Raw genomic sequence first — 20,485 nt, 5'->3', positions numbered from 1 at the left:
CCAGGGCGGTGCGGAGGGCTAGACCCTCCGCTCCATCTCCACGGCATCGATCCCGGCGCCGTGGCCATTGGAAACGATCCGCGTCACCTGGAAGCCCAGGCCAGCATAGAAGCCCTGGGTGTGCTGGCTGGTACTGAGCGTGATGCGCTTGATCGAGGGATCCGCTTCGGCCTGGCGCAGGCGTGCCAGCGCCAGTTCCCGGCCCAGTCCATGCTGGTGCAGCGCGCGCTGTACCATGCCCCAGCAGAAACCGGCACTGCCGTCGCCGCGTCGCGACAGGCCGCCGCAGGCCACGATGCTGCCATCTCGTTCGATGACCTGGAATGCACAGTCCATGGCCTGTTCTTGCAGGAAGCGCTCAAAGTCGCTGCGCTCTTCGGGCGCGAAGTAGGTGGGTACGTTGCTGTCGAAAATCGACAAGCAAGCGCTGGCATCGGCGGGGCGGTAGAGGCGGAGGTTCATGGAAAATGCCTTGGCGTTGCCCGGGCGCATTTCAACCGTCCAGACGTTGTCCTTCTCAAGGGGGTATCGCGCGACGAGGCCGCAGGAGCCGCCGAAGTGCTCCAAGGTACATGGAGCGGAGTCGATCTTCTCACGGATGATTTCGCCCACCTCGAATGACTGTGCGGAACACAGGCGCCTGCACCAGGCGGGTGCGTCGGTGGCGGGTAGTGGCGAGGCGGATGCGGGCGCGATGGCGTGCAGCGGGGCGCGGCGGCTCTTGGGCTATGCTCTCGACACGTGGGACTGACCGCGCGGCAGGATCCGCCGGCCCCATTCGTCTTCCTGCCTGCAACGGAGCTGCCCAGCGATGCCCGACCCTTCTCTTTCCCGGACTGCCCAGGTCGTGCGCGGTCTGCTGTTTGGCGCGGTGGGGCTGTTGATCCTTGCCGTGGCCGCCTTCGAAGTGACGCATCGCCTTGAGTTCCTGCAGATCGCGCATGCCGTCGATGGCCAGGTCGAGCGCCTGAACGCGGGCGGATCGCATCCGCAGATTGCGTTCACCACCGCGACCGGCCAACACGTCTCTTACCCGCAGGGCGGCATGATCTTCGGCTATGAGCCTGGACAGCCGGTACGCGTGCTGTACGATCCGGCGCAACCGCGCCTGGAGCCGGTCCTGGATACGTTCGGTGCGCTGTGGGGAATGACGGTCGTGTGGATGCTGCTGGGGCTGGCGTTCGTCGGCGTCTGCGTGCGGGGACTGCTCCGGCGCAGGTGACTCGCAGCGGATCGCGCGCTGTCGGCGGGCGGACCGTTGGACCTGCCCTTGGCGGCAGGGCCTGTTCAGTTCGGTAGTACCTGCCGCGCTTCCCGCCAGCCAAATAAAAAAAGCCGCCCAGTGGGCGGCTTCTTCATTTATCTGGCGGAGAGAGGGGGATTCGAACCCCCGAAGCGCGGTTTAGACGCTTACACACTTTCCAGGCGTGCTCCTTCAACCACTCGGACACCTCTCCGGATCCCTGCCATCGGCAAACGCCTCAGCAGGGGCGCAGATTCTAGCGGGCTGCGCGGCACTTCACAAGCACCCCGGCCAGGAACCCGCGAAAGATGTGCCGGAGGCGAGGGGGCTGGACAGGCATGGCACAATGGAACATCCGATGGAAAACGGTGGCCTGATGTCCTATCTCGTCCTTGCCCGCAAGTGGCGTCCAAAGCGTTTTGCCGAGCTGGTGGGCCAGGAACACGTGGTCCGTGCGCTCAGCAACGCGCTGGACAGCGGCCGGGTCCACCATGCGTTCCTGTTCACCGGCACCCGCGGCGTGGGCAAGACCACCATCGCGCGCATCTTCGCCAAGTCGCTGAACTGCGAACAGGGCACCAGTGCCGATCCCTGCGGCCAGTGTGCAGCCTGCCTGGATATCGACGCCGGCCGCTACATCGACCTGCTGGAAATCGACGCCGCGTCCAACACCGGCGTGGACGACGTGCGCGAGGTGATCGAGAACGCGCAGTACATGCCTTCGCGTGGCAAGTACAAGGTCTACCTGATCGACGAAGTGCACATGCTGTCCAAGGCGGCGTTCAATGCGCTGCTGAAGACGCTGGAAGAGCCGCCGGAGCACGTGAAGTTCCTGCTGGCCACCACCGATCCGCAGAAGCTGCCGGTCACCGTGCTCAGCCGCTGCCTGCAGTTCAACCTCAAGCGCCTGGACGAGGACCAGATCCAGGGCCAGATGACCCGCATCCTGGCGGCCGAGGAGATCGAGGCCGACGGCAGTGCCATCGTGCAGCTGGCCAAGGCCGCTGATGGCAGCCTACGGGATGGCCTGTCGCTGCTGGACCAGGCGATTGCCTATGCCGGCGGTGCGCTGCGCGAGGACGTGGTGCGTACCATGCTGGGCACGGTCGACCGCACCCAGGTGGCGGCGATGCTCGATGCGCTGGCTGACGGCGATGGCCCGCGCCTGCTGCAGGTGGTGGCCGCGCTGGCCGAATTCTCGCCGGACTGGAGTGGCGTGCTGGAAGCGCTGGCCGAAGGCCTGCACCGCATCCAGGTGCAGCAGCTGGTACCGGGTGCGGCCGTTGCCGAAGGCCTGGATGCCGCCGCATTCGCCGAGCGCCTGCGCCCGGAAGTGGTGCAGCTCTGGTACCAGATGGCCTTGAACGGCCGTCGTGACCTGCCGATGGCGCCGAGCCCGCGCGCGGGCTTCGAGATGGCCGTGCTGCGCATGCTGGCGTTCCGCCCGGCCGCGGCGGTCCCGCCGGTGCCGAAGTCGGTGGAGGGGGCAGGCAATGCGCCGGGTGGCAATGCTGCCGGTGGTGGCACCGGTGCGGGGACCCACGAAGCGACGCCGGCGACTGCCGCCGCTTCGGCAAGCCCGGCCGTGGTGGCGCAGGTGGCCGCTCCGGTGCAGGCCGCGCCGCGCGAACCTGAACCCGAACCTGAGCCGGCCCCGCAACCCGAACCGGACCCGACGCCGGAGCCCGAGCCGGTTCCGGTGGAAGAGCCGGTGTCACCGCCGCCGGTGAAGGCCGAAGCAGCGACGCCGCCGTCCGTTGAAACAGAAGTGGGCGACGACCTGCCGCCGTGGGCCACCGACGAAGCCGAGGCACGTGACGAGGCGCTGGCGGCCGAGATGGCTGGGCCGGAAGCTGCCATGGTGGCGCCCTGGCATGAGCCGCCGGCTCCCGTCGCGGCTCCCAGCGAGCCTGCACCGCCCGAGCGCCCGTTCCGCACGGAAGGCATTGCCATCGCGCCGGTCGAGCCGGCGCCAGTGCAGGAGAATGCGCCGCTGGAAGGTGTGAGCGACCTGGCCAGCGCCGAGGACTGGCTGGATCTGGTCGCCAACAGTGGCCTGAGCGGCCCGTCGCGGCAGCTGGCCGCCAACGCTGCCTTCATCAGTTGCCAGCACGGGACCTTGAAACTGGGCCTTTCGCCCGGATTTGAATACCTGCGCTCGGAGCGCGCGCTGGCCGCCCTGGGCGAGATGCTGGAGAAGGCCCTCGGCCAGGCGCCGAAGATCGTGGTCGAGACCGTGGAAACCGAACACGTTCCGGCCGAGACTCTGCACCAGCGTGCCGACCGCCAGCGTAGTGAGCGGCAGCAGGTGGCAGAGGCCGTTTTCATGGACGACCCGGAAGTGCAGGTGCTGATCCAACAGCACGGTGCCCGGGTTGTTTCCGATTCCATCCGTTCTTTTGACGAGTAAGACACCATGCGCGGAAACATCGCCCAACTGATGCAGCAGGCCCAGAAAATGCAGGAAAACCTGCAGAAGGCCCAGGAAGAAATCGCCAAGATCGAAGTGACCGGCAGCGCCGGCGGCGGCATGGTCAGCGTGACCCTGACCGGTGCCAAGGAATGCCGCAAGGTGCGCATCGACCCGTCGCTGACCAGCGACCCGGAGATGCTGGAAGACCTGATCGCCGCCGCCTTCAATGATGCCTCGAACAAGATCGATGCCGAGTCGAAGTCGAAGATGGGGTCGGCCACCGCCGGCATGCAGCTGCCGCCGGGCATGAAGCTGCCGTTCTGATTTCCCAGGGGGCGCCTGCCGCTGCAGGTGCCCGCTCCAACCCTCGGTCGAGCATGGTTCGACTCTACAGACAGCTGTCGAGCGTGCTCGACGCCATGAAAGCATGCCGCCGTGTCCGCACCCCTGCTTGAACAATTGATCGACGCATTGCGGGTGCTGCCTGGCGTCGGCCAGAAGACTGCACAGCGCATGGCCTATCACCTGCTCGAGCGCGAGCGCGAAGGTGGCCAGCGTCTGGCCGAGACACTGGCATTGGCGGTGGAGCGAATCGGCCACTGCGTGCAGTGCCGCGATTTCAGCGAAACCGAGCTGTGCCCGACCTGTGCCAACGGCAGCCGCGAGCGCAGCCAGCTGTGCGTGGTCGAATCGCCGGCCGACCGCCTGGCCATCGAGAACGCCACCGGCTTCCGCGGTGTCTACTTCGTGCTGCAGGGGCGGCTGTCGCCGCTCGATGGCATCGGCCCGCGCGAGCTGGGCCTGGAGCAATTGGAGCGACGGTTGGCCGAAGGCGAGGTGCAGGAGCTGATCATCGCCACCAGCGCCACTGTCGAGGGCGAGGCCACCGCGCATTACCTGGCGCAGCTGGCGCGCGCACGCAAGGTGCAGCCGAGCCGTTTGGCGCAGGGCCTGCCACTTGGCGGTGAACTCGAATACGTCGATCGCGGCACGCTCTCGCACGCGTTCGGAACGCGCAGCGAATTCCGCGATTGAATGCCGGCCGGGCATCCCCCGGCGCGGCCGGCCTACAATGCGGATGACATCCCCGCCGAGGCCGACCATGAGCAACGAAACCCTCTTCAGCAAGATCATCCGTCGCGAGATCCCGGCCACCATCGTCTATGAGGATGACGAGGTGCTGGGCTTCAAGGACATCGCACCGCAGGCACCGGTGCACGTGCTGTTCATTCCGAAGAACGAGATCATTCCGACCCTGGATGACCTGCAGCCGTCGCAGGCGCACCTGATCGGCAAGCTGGCGCTGGCTGCCGCCGAGTATGCGCGCCGCGAGGGCTTCGCACAGGACGGCTACCGTATCGTGATGAACTGCCGCGAGCATGCCGGACAGACCGTGTTCCATATCCACATGCACCTGCTGGCCGGTGCGCCGCTGGGGCATTTCGGTGCGCCTGGGCGTTGAAGCCCCTGTCCACGCCATGCGCGGATGAAAAAGGCCGCCCGAGGGCGGCCTTTTCCGTCATGCCTGTGCGGTGACGATCACCACCAGCCCCAGCGACCATAGCCGCCCCAGTACGGACCATACGGGCCCGGGCCCCACGGGCCATAGGGGTAGGGCACCACGTCGACCTGGCGCTGTTCCGGCCACAGGTAGATCACATCGGCCGACAGCTTGGGCAGGCGGTAGTCGTACTCGCCGATGCGGGTGTTCTGGTAGCCGTCGATCTTGCCGATGAAGGTCACGTCACGACCGGCTTCGAACACGGCCGGGTCGTAGAAGCCGGCACGGCAGGCGATGAAACGACCGTCGCTGGCGTCGGACGAGGTGGTGTTCGGGCGGCCACTGCCATTGAGCGGGCGCGAGATGATCTGGAAGCAGGTCTCGCCCTGGCCGGGCTTGGTTTCGATGATGCGACCGCCCCAACGGACCGGCGTGCCGACCTGCTGGGTAGCGACCGAGTCGCGCGGGGAGACCAGGCTGAACTGTCCCTGCAGCGGCTTGGGGGCCGTGGCGCAGGCCGACAGGGCCAGCGTGGCCACAGCGGTGAGAAGGAACTTGGTGTTCATGGGGAGGCTCCGGAAGTCGGGCGATGCCTGCGCAGGTCCCGCAATAATGAAGCGAGGTCGGTGCAAGTTCCAGCGTAGCGCGCGTCGGCGAAACGCTGGCTGAGTGCGAGCAGGGCCGGGTCAGGGCGCTGCCGGTGCACCCGCTGGGCCCAGTCCTGTGCGGTTTCGTGCGGTTCACGGGCCAGGCCGAGGCGGGCGTAGCGCCGTCCGAGCCGGTGCCAGGCGCGCAGCAGCGGGTCGCGTTCGCGCTCGCCACGGGCCAGCAGCCAGGCCATCCACGCCAAGGCCAGCATCGTTGCCACCACGAAGCCAGCGACAAGTTGCGTGGGGCCCAGATCATCCAGCCCGAACGGCGTGAGCAGTTGCTGCTGGCGGCGTGCATCGAATGACAGCACCAGGTCGTTCCAGCCGCGGCGCAGCCAGTCGCCCATCTGCCCCAGCTGCTGCCAGCGTTGCTGCAGTGGTGTGTCCGTACCGGCCTGCAGGCGGTCGTCCAGTGTGTCCAGGATGCGTTCCGGTGCCACGGCTGCGGTCGGGTCAACCCGTACCCAGCCGCGCTGCGGCAGCCATACCTCGGCCCAGGCATGGGCGTCCATCCGCCGCACGATCCAGTAGTCGCCAAGGCGGTTGTAGGTGCCGCCGGCAAAGCCGGTCACCACCCGTGCCGGGACGCCGGCGTTGCGCATCAACACCACGAAGGCCGAGCTGAAGTGTTCACAGAAGCCGGCCTTGTAGCCGAACAGGAACTCGTCGATCGGGTCGCGCCCTGCCGCAGGGGTGTCCAGCGTGTACGAGAAGTCGGTGGTGATCCACTGCAGCGCGCGGCGCACGATGGCCTCGTCATCGCTGCCAGCCTGCTGCCGCCATTGCTGCGCCAACGTGGCGGTGCGCGGGTTGAAGCCACTGGGCAACTGCAGCGCGGCCCGTCGCAGATAGGGTGACAGCGTGCTGTCGAAGCGTTGTGGTGGCGCCGAATGCAACCGCCAGCGGCTCAGCGACGCCAGTGACCGCTCGCTGCTCAGGCTCATGTCCGCATCCAGCGTGCTGCCTGCAGGCGCGCGGCTGGGCAGGTCCAGTGCCACCAGCTGGCGCCGGTCGGTGGGTTCGTAGTCGATCTGGTAGTCCCAGCCCTGCGTGCCGGCCTCGACCACGGCCGCCGGCCGTCGCTCGCTGGCGCGGTCACGTGTCCAGCGCCGGCCATCGAAGGCGGTCAGTACCGGTCCTCGCCAGTAGCGTTGCATCGGCTCGGGTACCGCGCCGAAGAACTGCACGCGCAGCGCCGGGCTGTCGTCGGCCATCAGGTCCAGCCACTGGCCGGGCTCCATGCTGTCGGACAACCCCGGCGTACCCACGGCGCGCTCGGGAACACCCCACAGTGGCGTGGCCAGGCGCGGGAACAGCCAGAAGCAGGCCAATGCCAGCGGCAGGCCGATCGCCAGCAGGCGGCGTGGCCTTCATCCCCGGCCAGCCGTTGCAGGGCGAGCAGCGCGCTGATCCCCGCCAGTGCGGCCAACACCGTGGTCAGTGGTCCTTGGTCGAGCAGGAACGCCGCAAACGGGGAAAATAGCGCGAACCCGAGCAGGCTGCGGGCATCGCGCCGGCTGCGCAGTTCGCTGGACTTGATCGCCAGCATCGCTGCCAGCAGGGCGCAACCGGTATCGCGCCCAGGTCGGACCATCCCCATCTGCCAGGCGATGGCACCGAGCATGGCCAGCACCAGCAGCAGGCGCACCGGCATGGGCAGCACCTTCCGCCACGACAGGACCGCAGTCACGAGCGCTGCGGCCGCGATCACGCCCGCCAGCAGGGGCGGCAACTGCAGCAGCAACGGCAACAGCGCCAACGCCGCGCTGGCCAGGGTCCAGTTGCGGGCATTGCGGTCGAGCGCGGGCGTGGTCTCAGTCATGCGGCATCAATGCCAGTGCACGCAGGCACAGGTGGTGGTGGCTGGCGCCCTGGCCTGGCCCGAACGGCGGGTGTGCAGGCAGCAGCAGGGTGTAGCGGCGGCCTTCGCGCTCGGCCATGTCGACCCATCGCGCCAAACGCGCGATGCGTGCTTCATGGCCCAGCGGGGACAGCGTGCGCCAATCGAGGATGACTTCGATGCCAACCGGCTTTTCGTACTCGCGCACCAGCAGGCTGTCGCGGCGTGCCGAGTGCTTCCACGAAATGCTGCGTGGCGCATCGCCCGCACGATAGGGCCGTAGCTGATGCAGTTCCTCGCCACTGGCATGGGCGCGCGTGTGCAGCGGATCGTTGCCGCTTTCCGGCAGTGCAGGGGCCAGCGCCTCGGGTTGCGGATAGACCAGCAGCGGTTGTTCCGGCCACACCCACGACCATGCCCGCACCAGGCCCAGTGGCTGGGTGGTGGAGAGGCGGATGCGCGGGAGCTCCAGCCAGCCGCGGCGTTCGCTGGGAACCTGCAGCTCCACTTCACCGCGGCCGTGTGCAGGCAGCGAGGTCCAGGCTTCGCTGTCACCCACCTGCAGGTGCAGGCCGTGGCGTGCGCGCGGATCACGCAGTGACAGGTCCACGCGCAGGCGCAGTGGTTGCCCGGCAGGAACCGGCTCGGCGGAGATCGCGTCGATCTGTACGCCGGACAGCTGCAGGTGCGCGGCGATGGCGCTGGCGATCGCCGCTGCCGCCAGCAGCAGGGCCAGCAGCAACGCCGGGTTGTTGTTGTAGTTCAGTGCGCCCAGCAGCATCGCCGCCAGCAGCGCGGCGACGAACAGGCCGAAACGGGTGGGCAGCACGTAGATGCGATGGCGGTCCAGGCGCTGCGGCAGTGCTTCAGGCCTGCGCGGGCGTGCCAGCAGTTGCAGTCGTGCCCAGCGCGTGGCCACCCTCAATCCACCGCAACGGTCTGCAGGATGGCCCGTGCCAGTGCCGGCCCCGAGCTGGACTCGGCTTCGGCCACGAGGCGATGACCGGCCACCGCCACGAACAGGGTCTGCACGTCCTCGGGCACCACGTGGCCGCGGCCCAGCAGAAGTGCATGCGCCCTGGCCGCGCGCAGCAGCGCAAGGCCGGCACGCGGTGACAGGCCCACGCGCACGCCGGCGTGCTGGCGGCTGCGGGTCAGCAGGGCCTGCACGTAGTCGACCAGTGCATCGCTGGCATGGACCTGGCTGACGGCTTCACGCAGCGCGCGTACCTGGGTGTCATCCAGCTTCGGTACGGCACGTGCGATCAGGTCGCGGCGGTCTGTACCTCGCAGCAGTTCGCGTTCGGCCTGCGCACTGGGGTAGCCCATCGCCAGGCGCAGCAGGAAACGATCCAGCTGCGAATCCGGCAGCGGGAAGGTACCGGACAGATCCACCGGGTTCTGCGTGGCGATCACGAAGAACGGATCGGGCAGGGGATGGGTCTGCCCATCCAGGGTGACCTGCTGTTCGGCCATCGCCTCCAGCAGCGCGCTCTGCGTGCGTGGCGGCGCACGGTTGATCTCATCGGCCAGCAGCACGTGGGTGAACACCGGCCCCGGGTGGAACTGGAACTGGCGGCTGCCGGCCTCGTATACCGAAACGCCCAGTACATCGGCGGGCAGCAGGTCGGAGGTGAACTGCACGCGCTGGAAACTGAGGCCCAGGCTGCTGGCCAACGCATGCGCCAGCGTGGTCTTGCCCAGGCCGGGCAGATCCTCGATCAGCAGATGGCCACCGGAAAGCAGGGCGACGAAAGCCAGCCTGACTTCCGGCACCTTGCCCAGCACCAGTGCGTTTACCTGATCCTGTGCCTCCCGCAGGGCCTGGCGCAGTTGATCGGTTAGCATGCTGGGATTGGGGGACGAGGCTGGCATGATCGTCTCAGGTCTGGAATCCATTCGATTATCCATAGAGCAATGCAGGGCGAACAGCGCGCGCGGACAATATTTCTCTGGTTATGGACGCTGGTCACAGCGGCCAAGCTGGTAGTGGCTGCGCGGCTGCCACTGTTTGTTGACGAGGCGTTCTATTGGCAGGAAGGCCAGCATCTGGCCGCTGCGTATTCGGACCTTCCCGGACTGACCGCGTGGTTGGCGCGCCTGGGTGTGGAGATCGGTGGCCAGCATGTGCTCGCGTTGCGCCTGCCGTTCCTGGCCATCGGCGCGCTGCTGCCGTTGCTGGTGGTGCGCACGGCCACGCGCTGGTTCGGCAATGTGGCCGGTTGGCAAGCGGGCAGCCTCACGCTGTTGATGCCGTTGTCGGCGACGCTGGGCCTGCTGGCGGTGCCGGATGTGCCCATGGCACTGGCCGCGGTGATCTGCCTGCACGCCGGTGCGCGGCTGCTGCACAACGTTGATGCATCGTCGGCGATGAAGCTTGCGCTGGGCCTGTCGATCGGTGCGCTCAGTCACTACCGTTTCATCGGTGTCATCGGCGTTGGCTTCATCGCGTTGCTGGCGCTGCCGCAGGGGCGGCGCATGCTGGCCGATCCGCGCGTATGGGTCGCGCTGGCGGTGGGCGTGCTGGCGTGGCTGCCGTTGCTGGCATGGAACGCGGACAACCACGACGCCGGCCTGAAGTTCCAGGTGGTCGAGCGCCATCCCTGGACGTTCGAATGGAACGGGCTGTGGTTCCTGGTGATCCAGCCCATGCTGGTCACCCCGATCCTGTGCATGGCGATGTGGAAGGTGGCGCTGGCCGGTACCCGCAGGGGCGGCGGCACGCGCGTGCAGTGGCGCTACTTCGGCCTGGTCGGGGGCGTATCCACGCTGGGCATCTTCCTGCTGGGCTTCTTCACCGACGTCGAGCGGATCAGTTTCCATTGGCCGCTGCCGGGCTACCTGGCCCTGCTGGTGGCGGTGCCGGTGGTGCTCAACGGCTGGCCACGCTGGCTGCGGCGCACCGGCTGGTGGCTGGCGGGCGCAGGCATGGTGCTGGCGTTCGGCTATTACCTGATGGCCTCCACGCCTGCGTTGCGCGAGCAGCTGGCAGGCAGCAAGTACTACCCGCGCAATTTCGCTGGCTGGCAGCCGTTGGCGATGGCGGTGCGCGAAGAGTTGCAGCAGATGCCGGCGGGCACGCGGGTGCTGGCGGGGAACTTCAAGGTGGGGGCCGAGCTGGGCTTCCAGCTCGGCAATGGCGATATCGAAGTGCTGCCGCATCCGCTCAACGACAAGCATGGGCGCACCGCGCAGCTGGCGCAGTGGGAACTGCTGCATGAGGGCAAGCGCTCGACGCCGATGCTGCTGGTGCTTTCACCCAGTGACCAGCGTTATCGCGATCTGCTGGCGCGCTATCACGCCATCTGCGGACAGGTGGGGCCGCTGCCGGCGCCGCGTGTGGTCAGCAGTGACCATGGTTTCCAGCGTTTCCTGCTGTTCCGGCTGCCGGCGCGGCGCGCGCCGGGGGCGTGCGTGACTCCGGCAATGGCATGGCTGGATACCCCTTCCAACGGCGAAAAGGTGTCTGGCACGCTGGCGATCAAGGGATGGGCGTTCAAGGATGGTGTCGGCCTGGCACGGGTTGAGGTGCTGGTCGATGGCCGCTCGATGGGGGATGCGCGCTATGGCCGCGCATTCGACGTGCGCCAGACCTGGCCGGACAGCACCGATCCGCAGCATCCGGCGGTGGGCTTCGATGCTTCATTGGACACTAGCACGCTGGCGCCGGGACGGCATTGGCTGGGCCTGCGCCTGCACGGTCGCGATGGCAGCGTGGAGGAATGGCAGGAGCAGCCGTTCGAGGTTCGCGGGCGCTGAGGCGGAGCGCGGTCCAGGTGGTCGCGCGCCAGGTTGGTTGGGTGCTCCATGTTGGTAGAGTCGACTGTTAGTCGACTGCTCTTCCAGCCGCCGGCAGAACCCCGCGCTGCGCGCGATGGTCGACTGACAGTCGACGCTACCCGGCTCAGGTCCTACCCGGCCCATGTCCGGCCTGTTTCCGCGATCGGTGCCGGCAGTCAGTGTGTCGCCTTCAGGGCACCGCGAACCCTGCCTGGCGCAGCAACCCGCACAGCGCGATCAGCGGCAGGCCGATCAGCGCGGTCGGGTCGCGGTTGTCGATCGCTTCGAACAGGCTGATGCCCAGGCCCTCGCACTTGAAGCTGCCGGCGCAGTCCAGGGGCTGTTCGGTGGTCACGTAGCGTGCGATCTCCTCATGGCCCAGCGCGCGGAAACGGACCTCGGTCAGATCCACGGCACTGAATGATTCTCCGTCTCGCGTGAGACTGATGGCGGTATGGAAGCGTACTGTCTGCCCGGACATCGCCGCCAGCTGCGCGCAGGCCGCCCCGGCCGTGCCCGGTTTGCCCAGCGGCCGCCCGTTCAGGTCCGCCACCTGGTCCGAGCCGATCACCCAGGCGCCGGGGTGGCGGGCGGCGACTTCGGTTGCCTTGGCCGTGGCAAGGCGCGTTGCAAGGGCCAGCGGCGTCTCACCGTTCAAAGGGGTTTCATCCACCTCCGGGCGCGCGCAGTCGAAGGGCAGGCCCAGCCGCTGCAGCAACTCGCGGCGGTAGCGGGAGGTGGAGGCCAGGACCAGTGACATGCGAGAATACCGGGGCAGGGTGCGGCAGTCTGGCCTGTGCGCAGCGCCAGCAGCAAGTGCTGTATGGCGGGCATTTGACAGCAGCCCCCCCGATCCTTAGTATTCAGCGGCTTATGTCCGCGAACGTGCCCGAATCGCTGGATGCTTGGCGGATGGTCGTAGCGCGAAGGCGCTTCGACGGCCAGGTCTCCCTGGCTGAATTGACCCGCCTGCAGGGGCTGGTCGCAGATACCGACGGCGAGTGTTCCTACTCGCTTGAATTCGGTCGCGACGAAGTCCTGCGGGTATCCTATGTGGAACTGACCATCGACACCGCGTTGCCGCTGACCTGTCAGCGCAGCATGCAGCGATTCCTGTTGCCGGTGAAGGTGACCCAGAGGCTTGGCCTGATCCGCGACGAGGACGAGGAATCGTCCCTGCCGGAGGAGTACGAGGCGTTGCTGGTGCCGGAAGACGGCCAGCTGCGTCCGCTGGACCTGGTCGAAGACGAGTTGGTGCTGGCGGTGCCGGTGGTACCGCTGTCGCCCGACGGTGAAGCAGTCGACAAGGACTGGGCGCCGAGCGAAGAAGAAACAAAGAAGGCCAATCCGTTCGCGGCATTGGCGGCATTGAAGAAACAATAGCAGCCGGATTGTCGTCGGCGGCTGCGGCGAAAGCGAAAGTGTGCTGGGCGCTGGCGTCCTGCGCGACGATACGACGAAGCAAAACGAACCGAGTTTGGAGCAATCCCATGGCTGTGCAGAAATCCCGTGTTACCCCGTCCCGCCGCGGCCAGCGCCGTTCGCATGACGCCCTGAGCGCCAAGCAGCTGTCGACCGACCCGACCACCGGCGAAGTGCACCTGCGTCACCACATCACTGCCGACGGTTTCTACCGCGGCAAGAAGGTCATCCAGACCAAGACCTCGGCCGTCGAAGAAGATTGATGTGCCGGGAAGGCCGCTGCCCCCGGGCAGCGGCCTTTGCCTTCTTTCCCGGGCGTGCCGGTGATCGGCGGCCCGCGCAACAGGAAACATGATGAGCAAGCGGATCTATTCGAGGATCGCGGGCACCGGTAGCTATTTGCCGGAAAAAGTCCTGACCAACGCCGACCTGGAAAAAATGGTCGAAACCTCGGATGAGTGGATCCAGTCGCGCACCGGAATTCGTGAACGGCACATCGCGGCCGAAGGCGAAACCACCAGCGACCTCGGCTACCAGGCCGCGTTGCGCGCACTTGAAGCGGCCGGTATCGACGCTTCGCAGCTCGACATGATCGTGGTCGGTACGACCACGCCCGATCTCATTTTCCCCTCCACCGCGTGCCTGATCCAGGCCAAGCTCGGTGTTGCGGGGTGCCCTGCCTTTGACGTCAACGCCGCCTGCTCGGGCTTCGTGTTCGCGCTGGGCGTGGCCGACAAGTTCATCCGTTCCGGCGACTGCAGGCACGTGCTGGTGATCGGCACCGAAACGCTGACCCGCATGGTCGACTGGAACGATCGCACCACCTGCGTGCTGTTCGGCGATGGCGCCGGCGCCGTCGTGCTCAAGGCCGACGAGGAAACCGGCATCCTCAGTACCCACCTGCATGCCGACGGCAGCAAGAAGGAGCTGCTGTGGAACCCGGTGGGCGTCTCGACCGGCTTCAAGGACGGCGCCAACGGTGGTGGCACCATCAACATGAAGGGCAACGACGTGTTCAAGTACGCCGTCAAGGCGCTGGACTCGGTCGTGGACGAGACCCTGGCCGCCAATGGCCTGGACAAGTCCGACCTGGATTGGCTGATTCCGCACCAGGCCAACCTGCGCATCATCGAAGCCACCGCCAAGCGCCTGGACATGTCGATGGACCAGGTGGTGGTGACTGTCGACAAGCACGGCAACACCTCGTCCGGCTCGGTGCCGCTGGCGCTGGACGCCGCGGTGCGTTCGGGCCGCGTCGAGCGCGGCCAGCTGCTGCTGCTGGAAGCCTTCGGCGGCGGCTTCACGTGGGGTTCGGCCCTGCTGCGCTATTGATAGTGCAAGTTACGACAATGTGAAGTTTTGTCGTTACGGCCCCTCTGGGGCCGTAACGCGTTTAAAGGAGTACACGTCATGGTTGAGCCCATCGTCATCGAAGGGCAGCGCGCCTGGCTGAAGCAGTACGGCAAGGGAAGCCGCGCAGTGGCCCTGGGCCTGCTCAATTTCGTTGCCCGCCGTTTCCATCTGGACGCCCTGCGGCCACCGCCGCACCGTGGTGGTGATGCCGCGCGAGAAACCGAAGCCCGTCGCCTGGGAGAACTGCAGGCGCAGGGCGTGAACGTGCCCGACGTGCTGGGCAGCGGCCACGCCGCGCTGGTGATCGGTGACAACGGCAGCTCGTTCAATACCTGCCTGCGCCAGGCCGACGAGGCCGGCCGCGACCGGCTGGTGATGGCGGCCATGCAGGCCATCGCCGAAGCGCATGCGCGCGGCGCCTATTTCGGCCAGCCGCTGCCGCGCAACCTCACCTGGGATGGGCAGAAGGTGGGCTTCATCGACTTCGAGGAAGATCCGCTGGAAGTGATGGATCTGTCCGAAGCGCAGGCCCGCGACTGGCTGATGTTCGGTTACGGCGTGGCCAAGTACTACGCCGACCGCCCCGAGCAGCTGCAGGCGATGATGGCCGAGGCGATGGGCGAGGCCCAGGCGCCTGTGCGCGAACACGTGCACGCGGTCAGCGGCCGCCTGCGCAGCCTGGCCCGGGTCTGCATGAAGCTGGGCCGTTCAGCGCGCGCGCTGGCGCATTCGATCTTCATCGCCCATGGCGCCAGCACGGCGGGCGTACTGATGCTGGTGGGCCTGTGCGTGGACTTCCTCGCCGACGGCGACCTGGACGTGCTGCAGCTGTTCTGCTGATGGCAGGTTCGCGCTGCTGGCAGGTTGGTGCTGCGGTAGAGTCGACTGTCAGTCGACTTCCGCGCGCAGCGCGGGTTTTCAGCGGCTGATCGAAGGGCAGTCGACTGACAGTCGACTCTACCAGGGCGGGGCACCGCACCGGATGCCGGGTTGTCCCGCGGCCGCGCTCCATACGCCTGCATACGCGCACGTACAGACGACACAGCGGATTCGCCCTTATCATGGCCCGCTTCGATTGCAACAAGCGGATGACCGCGTGACCGTATCCACCCTCGCTTTTGTCTTCCCCGGCCAGGGCTCGCAGTCTGTGGGCATGGTGGCCGAGCTGGCCGAACTGCACCCGCAGGTGCGTGAAGCCTTCACCGAAGCATCCGATGGTGCCGGCGTCGACCTGTGGGCGCTGTCCCAGGGTGGCCCGGAGGAAATGCTCAACCGTACCGAATACACCCAGCCGGCCCTGCTGGCCGCGAGCATCGGCGTGTGGCGCGCCTGGAACGCCGTGGGCGGTCCGCGCCCGTCGGTGCTGGCCGGCCACAGCCTGGGCGAGTACACCGCCCTGGTCGCCGCTGGCGCGCTGAGCCTGCATGACGGTGCGCACCTGGTGCGCCTGCGCGGCCAGCTGATGCAGGAAGCCGCACCGGCCGGTGTCGGCGCCATGGCCGCCGTGCTCGGTGCTGAAGACCAGCTGGTGCTGGACGTCTGCGCCGAAGCCGCGGGCAGCCAGGTGGTGGTGCCGGCCAACTTCAATTCGCCGGGCCAGATCGTGATCGGCGGCGACGCAGATGCGGTTGACCGCGCGCTGGCGCTGCTGGCCGAGAAGGGCGTGCGCAAGGCCGTCAAGCTGGCCGTGAGCGTGCCCTCGCACACCCCGCTGATGCGCGAAGCCGCCAACCGCCTCGCCGAAGTGATGGCCGGCCTGAACTGGCACGCGCCGCAGCTGCCGGTGGTGCAGAACGTCGATGCCCAGGTCCATGACGGCATTGACGCGATCCGCACCGCACTGGTGCAGCAGTTGTACCAGCCGGTGCAGTGGACCGGTTGCGTGCAGGCGTTGGCCGCCCGTGGCATCACCCAGGTTGCCGAGTGCGGCCCGGGCAAGGTGCTGACTGGCCTGGTCAAGCGCATCGACAAGGCCATCGATGGCCGTTCACTGGCCACGCCGGGCGACTTCGAAGGCGCCCGCGAGGCATGGTCGGCCTGATACCCCCTGTTCTGCCGACCGTACCGGTGGCCGCTGCAAGCGGCACGGGTGCGGCGGCCGCCCCAGCCTGAGGAAAACATCATGAGCAAGCCCCTGCAGGGTGAAATCGCACTGGTCACCGGCGCCAGCCGTGGCATTGGTGCCGCCATCGCCGATCTTCTGGCCGCCCAGGGCGCCACCGTGATCGGTACCGCCACCACCGAATCCGGTGCCGCTGCGATCGGTGAACGCCTGGCCGCCCACGGTGGCCACGGCCGCGCACTGAACGTGACCGACGCTGCCGCGCTGGACGGCGTGCTGGACGGCATCGCCAAGGAATTCGGCCCGATCTCGATCCTGGTCAACAACGCCGGCATCACCCGCGACAATCTGCTGATGCGCATGAAGGATGAGGACTGGGCGTCGATCATCGACACCAACCTGACCAGCGTGTTCCGCACCAGCAAGGCGGTGATGCGCGGCATGATGAAGGCGCGCAAGGGCCGCATCATCAACATCGCATCGGTGGTGGGCGTGACCGGCAATGCCGGCCAGGCCAACTACGCGGCCGCCAAGGCCGGCATCATCGGCTTCAGCAAGTCGCTGGCCAAGGAAATCGGTTCGCGCGGTGTCACCGTCAATGTGGTCGCTCCTGGCTTCATCGACACCGACATGACCAAGGCGTTGCCGGAAGAAGCGCGTACCGCGCTGATCAACAGCATCGCCCTCGAACGCCTGGGTTCGCCGGAAGACATCGCCCATGCGGTGGCCTTCCTGGCCAGCCCGGCTGCCGGTTACATCACCGGCGAAACCCTCCATGTGAACGGCGGCATGTACATGCCGTAAGCAAGGGGCGCAGGGATTGCGCCGCAAGTGGTTGATCTGCTGAGGTTTTTGCTGCAATGCAAGGCCGCGCCGGTTTCCACTACACTATCCCACGGCCATCGCCTTTGATGGCGACCACTTTTGAACCACAACTCCATCTGGAGCGAGATCCCATGAGCACCATCGAAGAACGCGTCAAGAAAATCGTCGTCGAACAGCTTGGCGTCAAGGAAGAAGAAGTCACCAACAGCGCATCGTTCGTCGATGACCTGGGCGCTGACTCGCTGGACACCGTCGAGCTGGTGATGGCCCTGGAAGAAGAATTCGAGTGCGAGATCCCGGACGAAGAGGCCGAGAAGATCAGCACCGTGCAGGCCGCCATCGACTACGTCAAGGCCCACGTCAAGGCCTGATGTCAGACGGCAGTGCGCGCGGGTTGATCCTCGCCGCGCACCGCACCCCATGGGGCCGCTGTTGCGGCCCCGTGTGTTTGGGCATCACATCGAAGCAAACCGAGTTACCCGCAGAAATCATCCGGGTCAGGAGAAACAGCAATGAAGCGTCGCGTCGTCGTAACCGGCCTGGGTATCGTCTCGCCGTTGGGCAATGATCTGGCCAGCAGCTGGGAAGGCATCACCCATGGTCGTTCGGGCATCGGTCCGCTGACCAACGTTTCTGATGCCTACCTGGACCGGTTCACCACCAAGATTGCAGGTGAGGTCAAGGGATTCGACATCACCGCCGACAATGAACTGTTCGGCAAATTCCGGGTCAGCGGCAAGGATGCCAAGAAGATGGACCCGTTCATCCATTACGGCCTCGGTGCCTCGTTCATGGCCCTGCACGACTCGGGCCTGGAGATCACCGACGCCAATGCCGAGCGCATCGGCGCCATCGTCGGCGCCGGCATCGGCGGCCTGCTTGGCATCGAAGAGCAGACCATCGAGTTCCACGAGGGCAAGAAGATCTCGCCCTTCTACGTGCCCAAGACCATCATCAACATGCTGCCGGGCCAGCTGAGCATCATCACCGGCCTGAAGGGTCCGTCGTTCTCGGCGGTCTCGGCGTGCGCGACCTCGAACCATTCGATCGGTACCGCGATGCGCATGATCCAGTATGGCGATGCCGACGTGATGGTGGTCGGCGGTGCCGAGCGTGGCTCGTCGCCGACCGCGCTGGGCGGCTTTTGCGCGATGAAGGCCATGAGCACCCGCAACGATGCCCCGGAACAGGCCTCGCGCCCGTGGGACAAGGACCGTGACGGCTTCGTGCTGGGCGACGGCGCAGGCATCCTGATCCTGGAAGAGTACGAGCACGCCAAGGCACGTGGCGCGAAGATCTACTGCGAACTGGCCGGCTTCGGCGCCAGCTCCGACGCGTACCACATGACCGCGCCGAGCGAGAACGGCGAAGGCGCCGCGCGCTGCATGGTCATGGCCATGAAGGACGCTGGCGTGACCCCGGAGCAGGTGGGTTACCTCAACGCGCACGGCACCTCCACGCCGCTGGGCGACCTGGGCGAGACCATGGCGATGAAGACCGCCTTCGGCGACCACGCCTACAAGATGATGGTCAGCTCCACCAAGTCGATGACCGGCCACCTGCTGGGCGCTGCCGGCGGCGTGGAAGCGATCTTCTCGGTGATGGCGCTGCAGGACAACGTCATCCCGCCGACCATCAACCTGCAGCAGCCGGGCGAAGGCTGCGACCTGGACTACGTGCCCAACGAGGCACGCCAGGCCAAGGTGGACGTGGTGATGTCCAATGGCTTCGGCTTCGGCGGCACCAACGGCACGCTGATCTTCAAGCGCGTCTGACCGGTGCGGTAGGTTGTAGAGTCGACTGTTAGTCGACTGCCTTTCGATCCGCCGCGGTGATCGTTGATGGGAAAGCAGTCGACTGACGGTCGACTCTACCCATCGGCAATCCGACAAACGGATCAACGCCGTGCACCACGGAGCCGCCGCAAGGCGGCTTCCGTGCATCTGAACTCCCGAACTGGCTGCCATGACCCACGCACCGCTGATCCACCCGCTGCCGCACCCGATCGATCTGCTGGCCCTGCAGCAGCACGACCCGGCGCGCTTTCCGCTGCTGATGGAATCCACCGCCTCGGGTACCGCCCAGGGCCGCTGGAGCCTGCTGCTGGTCGCGCAGGGCGATGGCCTGCGGCTGGATGCCGACGGCCAGGTGCGCGACCAGCACGACCTGGTGCAGCCCGGCACGTTCCTGCAGGCACTGGATCGCGCCTGGCAGCATGAGCGCCTGCCGCATGACGGCAGCCACAGCCTGCCGTTCCGCGGCGGCTGGGCGTTGATGCTCGATTACGAAGTGGCCAGCCAGATCGAACCAGTGCTGCCAGCGCGTGCTCGCGGGGACGGTCGCCCGACCGCGCTGGCGCTGCGCTGCCCGGCGGCGGTGCTGCATGACCACCACAACGATGCCAGCTTCGTCATCGCCGAAGCCGGCGAGCAGGCGTTGCTGGATGCGCTGGTGGCGATGGCCTCGGCCGCGCTGCCCGAAGCCGGGCAGGGCTGGCGGCCACCGCAGGCGGTCGGCGAGGACGCGCCGCAGCGTTTCACCGATGGCGTGCGCCGGGTGATCGAGTACCTGCGTGCCGGCGACGTGTTCCAGGTGAACCTGTCGCGGCGCTGGAACGCGCAGTTCGCTGCGCCGGTCAGCCCGCAGGCGCTGTACGCACAGCTGCGTCGTGCCAACCCGGCGCCGTTTGCCGGCCTGTTCAGCGCGCACGGCCGCCATGTGGTCAGTTCCTCGCCGGAGCGGCTGGTGTCGGTGCACGCCGGCCATGCGCAGACCCGTCCGATTGCCGGTACCCGTCCACGCTTCGAAGGCGACGACGATGCCGCGCGCATCCAGGAACTGGTCGGCCACCCCAAGGAGCGCGCCGAGCACGTGATGCTGATCGACCTGGAGCGCAACGACCTGGGCCGCATCTGCCTGCCGGGCACCGTGGTGGTCGATGAGCTGATGACCGTGGAGAGCTACGCGCACGTGCACCACATCGTCAGCAACGTCAGCGGCCATCTGCGCCCGGAGGTCACGCCCGGCGAGGTGATCGCCGCCACGTTCCCGGGTGGCACCATCACCGGCTGCCCGAAGGTGCGCTGCATGCAGATCATCAGCGAGCTGGAGCAGGTGCCGCGCGGTGCCTATACCGGCGCGTTCGGCTGGCTGAACCGCGATGGCGACCTGGACCTGAACATCCTGATCCGTACCGCCGAAGTGGATGGCCACGAGGTGAGCTTCCGCACCGGCGCCGGCATCGTGGTCGATTCGGACCCGGACAAGGAGCTGGACGAGACCCGCGCCAAGGCTCGCGGCCTGCTGCGCGCACTGGGCCAGCAGGGGTAGTGCCGGCCTCTGGCCGGCAACCTCATTCATCCACGATCCACGCGATTGCCGGCCAGAGGCCGGCAC

General features: G+C 67.1%; 20 protein-coding genes, 1 tRNA gene and 1 pseudogene. 15 read left to right on the top strand and 7 right to left on the bottom strand.

Features of this window, described 5'->3' with window-relative positions:
- Positions 1-18: 18 nt before the first annotated feature.
- Positions 19-462 carry a GNAT family N-acetyltransferase gene (locus O0K41_RS11745; protein WP_049451108.1) on the bottom strand — a complete coding sequence of 148 codons (444 nt, stop codon included), beginning with the start codon at positions 460-462 and terminating at the stop codon, positions 19-21.
- A 349-nt stretch (positions 463-811) separates the two neighbouring features.
- On the opposite strand from O0K41_RS11745, the gene O0K41_RS11740 reads away from it, so the two are divergent.
- Positions 812-1,222: a DUF3592 domain-containing protein gene (locus O0K41_RS11740; RefSeq protein WP_237398756.1), complete on the top strand. Its 411-nt coding sequence runs from the start codon at positions 812-814 to the stop codon at positions 1,220-1,222.
- Positions 1,223-1,364: 142 nt separating this feature from the next.
- Here O0K41_RS11740 and O0K41_RS11735 read toward each other — a convergent pair.
- Positions 1,365-1,457 (bottom strand) — tRNA-Ser (locus tag O0K41_RS11735).
- A gap of 162 nt (positions 1,458-1,619) precedes the next feature.
- Here O0K41_RS11735 and dnaX point away from each other — a divergent pair.
- From dnaX to O0K41_RS11715, 4 genes are all read left to right on the top strand, one after another.
- The gene (gene dnaX / locus O0K41_RS11730; protein ID WP_049451114.1) at positions 1,620-3,653 is read left to right on the top strand and encodes a DNA polymerase III subunit gamma/tau; all 2,034 of its coding nucleotides are present in this window, start codon (positions 1,620-1,622) and stop codon (positions 3,651-3,653) included.
- Positions 3,654-3,659: 6 nt separating this feature from the next.
- Positions 3,660-3,980, top strand: coding sequence for a YbaB/EbfC family nucleoid-associated protein (locus tag O0K41_RS11725; protein WP_005408298.1), 321 nt, complete (start codon positions 3,660-3,662; stop codon positions 3,978-3,980).
- A 111-nt stretch (positions 3,981-4,091) separates the two neighbouring features.
- Entirely contained in the window at positions 4,092-4,691 is a 600-nt protein-coding gene (gene recR / locus O0K41_RS11720) for a recombination mediator RecR (protein WP_005408299.1), read from the top strand.
- Between the two features lie 67 nt (positions 4,692-4,758).
- A complete protein-coding gene (locus O0K41_RS11715; RefSeq protein ID WP_005408300.1) occupies positions 4,759-5,118 on the top strand; it encodes a histidine triad nucleotide-binding protein in 360 nt (119 codons plus the stop codon).
- 77 nt (positions 5,119-5,195) lie between these two features.
- On the opposite strand, the gene O0K41_RS11710 is transcribed toward O0K41_RS11715, so the two are convergent.
- From O0K41_RS11710 to O0K41_RS11695, 4 genes and pseudogenes are all read right to left on the bottom strand, one after another.
- A complete protein-coding gene (locus O0K41_RS11710; protein ID WP_005408301.1) occupies positions 5,196-5,723 on the bottom strand; it encodes a Slp family lipoprotein in 528 nt (175 codons plus the stop codon).
- Positions 5,720-7,629: pseudogene (locus tag O0K41_RS11705) on the bottom strand (DUF3488 and transglutaminase-like domain-containing protein). The gene O0K41_RS11710 and the pseudogene O0K41_RS11705 overlap by 4 nt, the downstream one beginning before the upstream one ends.
- Complete coding sequence (locus tag O0K41_RS11700; RefSeq protein WP_164221366.1) at positions 7,622-8,566, bottom strand: DUF58 domain-containing protein; 945 nt, start codon at positions 8,564-8,566, stop codon at positions 7,622-7,624. The pseudogene O0K41_RS11705 and the gene O0K41_RS11700 overlap by 8 nt, the downstream one beginning before the upstream one ends.
- A 2-nt stretch (positions 8,567-8,568) precedes the next feature.
- Positions 8,569-9,522 (bottom strand): AAA family ATPase, encoded by a 954-nt coding sequence (locus tag O0K41_RS11695; RefSeq protein WP_005408304.1) that lies wholly within the window; start codon positions 9,520-9,522, stop codon positions 8,569-8,571.
- A 42-nt stretch (positions 9,523-9,564) separates the two neighbouring features.
- Between O0K41_RS11695 and O0K41_RS11690 the strand changes: the two genes are divergently transcribed.
- Positions 9,565-11,406, top strand: coding sequence for a glycosyltransferase family 39 protein (locus O0K41_RS11690; protein WP_049451099.1), 1,842 nt, complete (start codon positions 9,565-9,567; stop codon positions 11,404-11,406).
- 211 nt (positions 11,407-11,617) lie between these two features.
- Here O0K41_RS11690 and O0K41_RS11685 read toward each other — a convergent pair whose 3' ends face one another.
- Entirely contained in the window at positions 11,618-12,187 is a 570-nt protein-coding gene (locus O0K41_RS11685; RefSeq protein ID WP_049451098.1) for a Maf family nucleotide pyrophosphatase, read from the bottom strand.
- 113 nt (positions 12,188-12,300) lie between these two features.
- Here O0K41_RS11685 and O0K41_RS11680 point away from each other — a divergent pair, with 113 nt between their 5' ends.
- The 9 genes from O0K41_RS11680 to O0K41_RS11640 all read left to right on the top strand — a co-directional run bounded on the left by O0K41_RS11680 (position 12,301) and on the right by O0K41_RS11640 (position 20,419).
- Complete coding sequence (locus tag O0K41_RS11680) at positions 12,301-12,810, top strand: YceD family protein (protein ID WP_012479287.1); 510 nt, start codon at positions 12,301-12,303, stop codon at positions 12,808-12,810.
- Positions 12,811-12,917: 107 nt separating this feature from the next.
- Positions 12,918-13,112, top strand: coding sequence for a 50S ribosomal protein L32 (gene rpmF / locus O0K41_RS11675; RefSeq protein ID WP_005408308.1), 195 nt, complete (start codon positions 12,918-12,920; stop codon positions 13,110-13,112).
- Between the two features lie 91 nt (positions 13,113-13,203).
- Positions 13,204-14,181: a beta-ketoacyl-ACP synthase III gene (locus O0K41_RS11670; protein ID WP_005408309.1), complete on the top strand. Its 978-nt coding sequence runs from the start codon at positions 13,204-13,206 to the stop codon at positions 14,179-14,181.
- A 78-nt stretch (positions 14,182-14,259) separates the two neighbouring features.
- On the top strand, positions 14,260-15,042 hold the full coding sequence (locus O0K41_RS11665; protein WP_005408310.1) for a hypothetical protein: 783 nt from the start codon (positions 14,260-14,262) through the stop codon (positions 15,040-15,042).
- A gap of 256 nt (positions 15,043-15,298) precedes the next feature.
- On the top strand, positions 15,299-16,243 hold the full coding sequence (gene fabD, locus O0K41_RS11660) for an ACP S-malonyltransferase (RefSeq protein ID WP_164221362.1): 945 nt from the start codon (positions 15,299-15,301) through the stop codon (positions 16,241-16,243).
- Between the two features lie 81 nt (positions 16,244-16,324).
- Positions 16,325-17,068 (top strand): 3-oxoacyl-ACP reductase FabG, encoded by a 744-nt coding sequence (gene fabG / locus O0K41_RS11655; RefSeq protein WP_088436029.1) that lies wholly within the window; start codon positions 16,325-16,327, stop codon positions 17,066-17,068.
- Positions 17,069-17,220: 152 nt separating this feature from the next.
- Positions 17,221-17,460, top strand: a complete 240-nt coding sequence (gene acpP, locus O0K41_RS11650; RefSeq protein WP_005408313.1) for an acyl carrier protein — start codon at positions 17,221-17,223, stop codon at positions 17,458-17,460.
- Between the two features lie 141 nt (positions 17,461-17,601).
- The gene (gene fabF, locus O0K41_RS11645; RefSeq protein WP_164221360.1) at positions 17,602-18,864 is read left to right on the top strand and encodes a beta-ketoacyl-ACP synthase II; all 1,263 of its coding nucleotides are present in this window, start codon (positions 17,602-17,604) and stop codon (positions 18,862-18,864) included.
- 190 nt (positions 18,865-19,054) lie between these two features.
- Positions 19,055-20,419 carry an aminodeoxychorismate synthase component I gene (locus tag O0K41_RS11640; RefSeq protein ID WP_049451096.1) on the top strand — a complete coding sequence of 455 codons (1,365 nt, stop codon included), beginning with the start codon at positions 19,055-19,057 and terminating at the stop codon, positions 20,417-20,419.
- Positions 20,420-20,485 lie beyond the last annotated feature (66 nt).

It is taken from the genome of Stenotrophomonas sp. Sm2128 (genome assembly GCF_030985535.1).
GTDB lineage: Bacteria > Pseudomonadota > Gammaproteobacteria > Xanthomonadales > Xanthomonadaceae > Stenotrophomonas > Stenotrophomonas maltophilia.
Note: the sequence above shows the minus strand (reverse complement) of the source record. Positions and strands in the feature narration are given on the sequence as shown.

Bases quoted from the DNA above. Each gene is read 5' to 3' on its own strand.
- fabG (WP_088436029.1), top strand. From the start codon at position 16,325: ATGAGCAAGCCCCTGCAGGGTGAAATCGCACTGGTCACCGGCGCCAGC.
- O0K41_RS11725 (WP_005408298.1), top strand. From the start codon at position 3,660: ATGCGCGGAAACATCGCCCAACTGATGCAGCAGGCCCAGAAAATGCAG.
- O0K41_RS11710 (WP_005408301.1), bottom strand. From the start codon at position 5,723: ATGAACACCAAGTTCCTTCTCACCGCTGTGGCCACGCTGGCCCTGTCG.
- O0K41_RS11685 (WP_049451098.1), bottom strand. From the start codon at position 12,187: ATGTCACTGGTCCTGGCCTCCACCTCCCGCTACCGCCGCGAGTTGCTG.
- O0K41_RS11665 (WP_005408310.1), top strand. From the start codon at position 14,260: ATGGTTGAGCCCATCGTCATCGAAGGGCAGCGCGCCTGGCTGAAGCAG.
- O0K41_RS11715 (WP_005408300.1), top strand. From the start codon at position 4,759: ATGAGCAACGAAACCCTCTTCAGCAAGATCATCCGTCGCGAGATCCCG.
- acpP (WP_005408313.1), top strand. From the start codon at position 17,221: ATGAGCACCATCGAAGAACGCGTCAAGAAAATCGTCGTCGAACAGCTT.
- O0K41_RS11745 (WP_049451108.1), bottom strand. From the start codon at position 462: ATGAACCTCCGCCTCTACCGCCCCGCCGATGCCAGCGCTTGCTTGTCG.
- O0K41_RS11695 (WP_005408304.1), bottom strand. From the start codon at position 9,522: ATGCCAGCCTCGTCCCCCAATCCCAGCATGCTAACCGATCAACTGCGC.
- rpmF (WP_005408308.1), top strand. From the start codon at position 12,918: ATGGCTGTGCAGAAATCCCGTGTTACCCCGTCCCGCCGCGGCCAGCGC.
- dnaX (WP_049451114.1), top strand. From the start codon at position 1,620: ATGTCCTATCTCGTCCTTGCCCGCAAGTGGCGTCCAAAGCGTTTTGCC.
- O0K41_RS11740 (WP_237398756.1), top strand. From the start codon at position 812: ATGCCCGACCCTTCTCTTTCCCGGACTGCCCAGGTCGTGCGCGGTCTG.
- O0K41_RS11640 (WP_049451096.1), top strand. From the start codon at position 19,055: ATGACCCACGCACCGCTGATCCACCCGCTGCCGCACCCGATCGATCTG.
- O0K41_RS11670 (WP_005408309.1), top strand. From the start codon at position 13,204: ATGAGCAAGCGGATCTATTCGAGGATCGCGGGCACCGGTAGCTATTTG.
- fabF (WP_164221360.1), top strand. From the start codon at position 17,602: ATGAAGCGTCGCGTCGTCGTAACCGGCCTGGGTATCGTCTCGCCGTTG.
- O0K41_RS11680 (WP_012479287.1), top strand. From the start codon at position 12,301: ATGTCCGCGAACGTGCCCGAATCGCTGGATGCTTGGCGGATGGTCGTA.
- O0K41_RS11690 (WP_049451099.1), top strand. From the start codon at position 9,565: ATGCAGGGCGAACAGCGCGCGCGGACAATATTTCTCTGGTTATGGACG.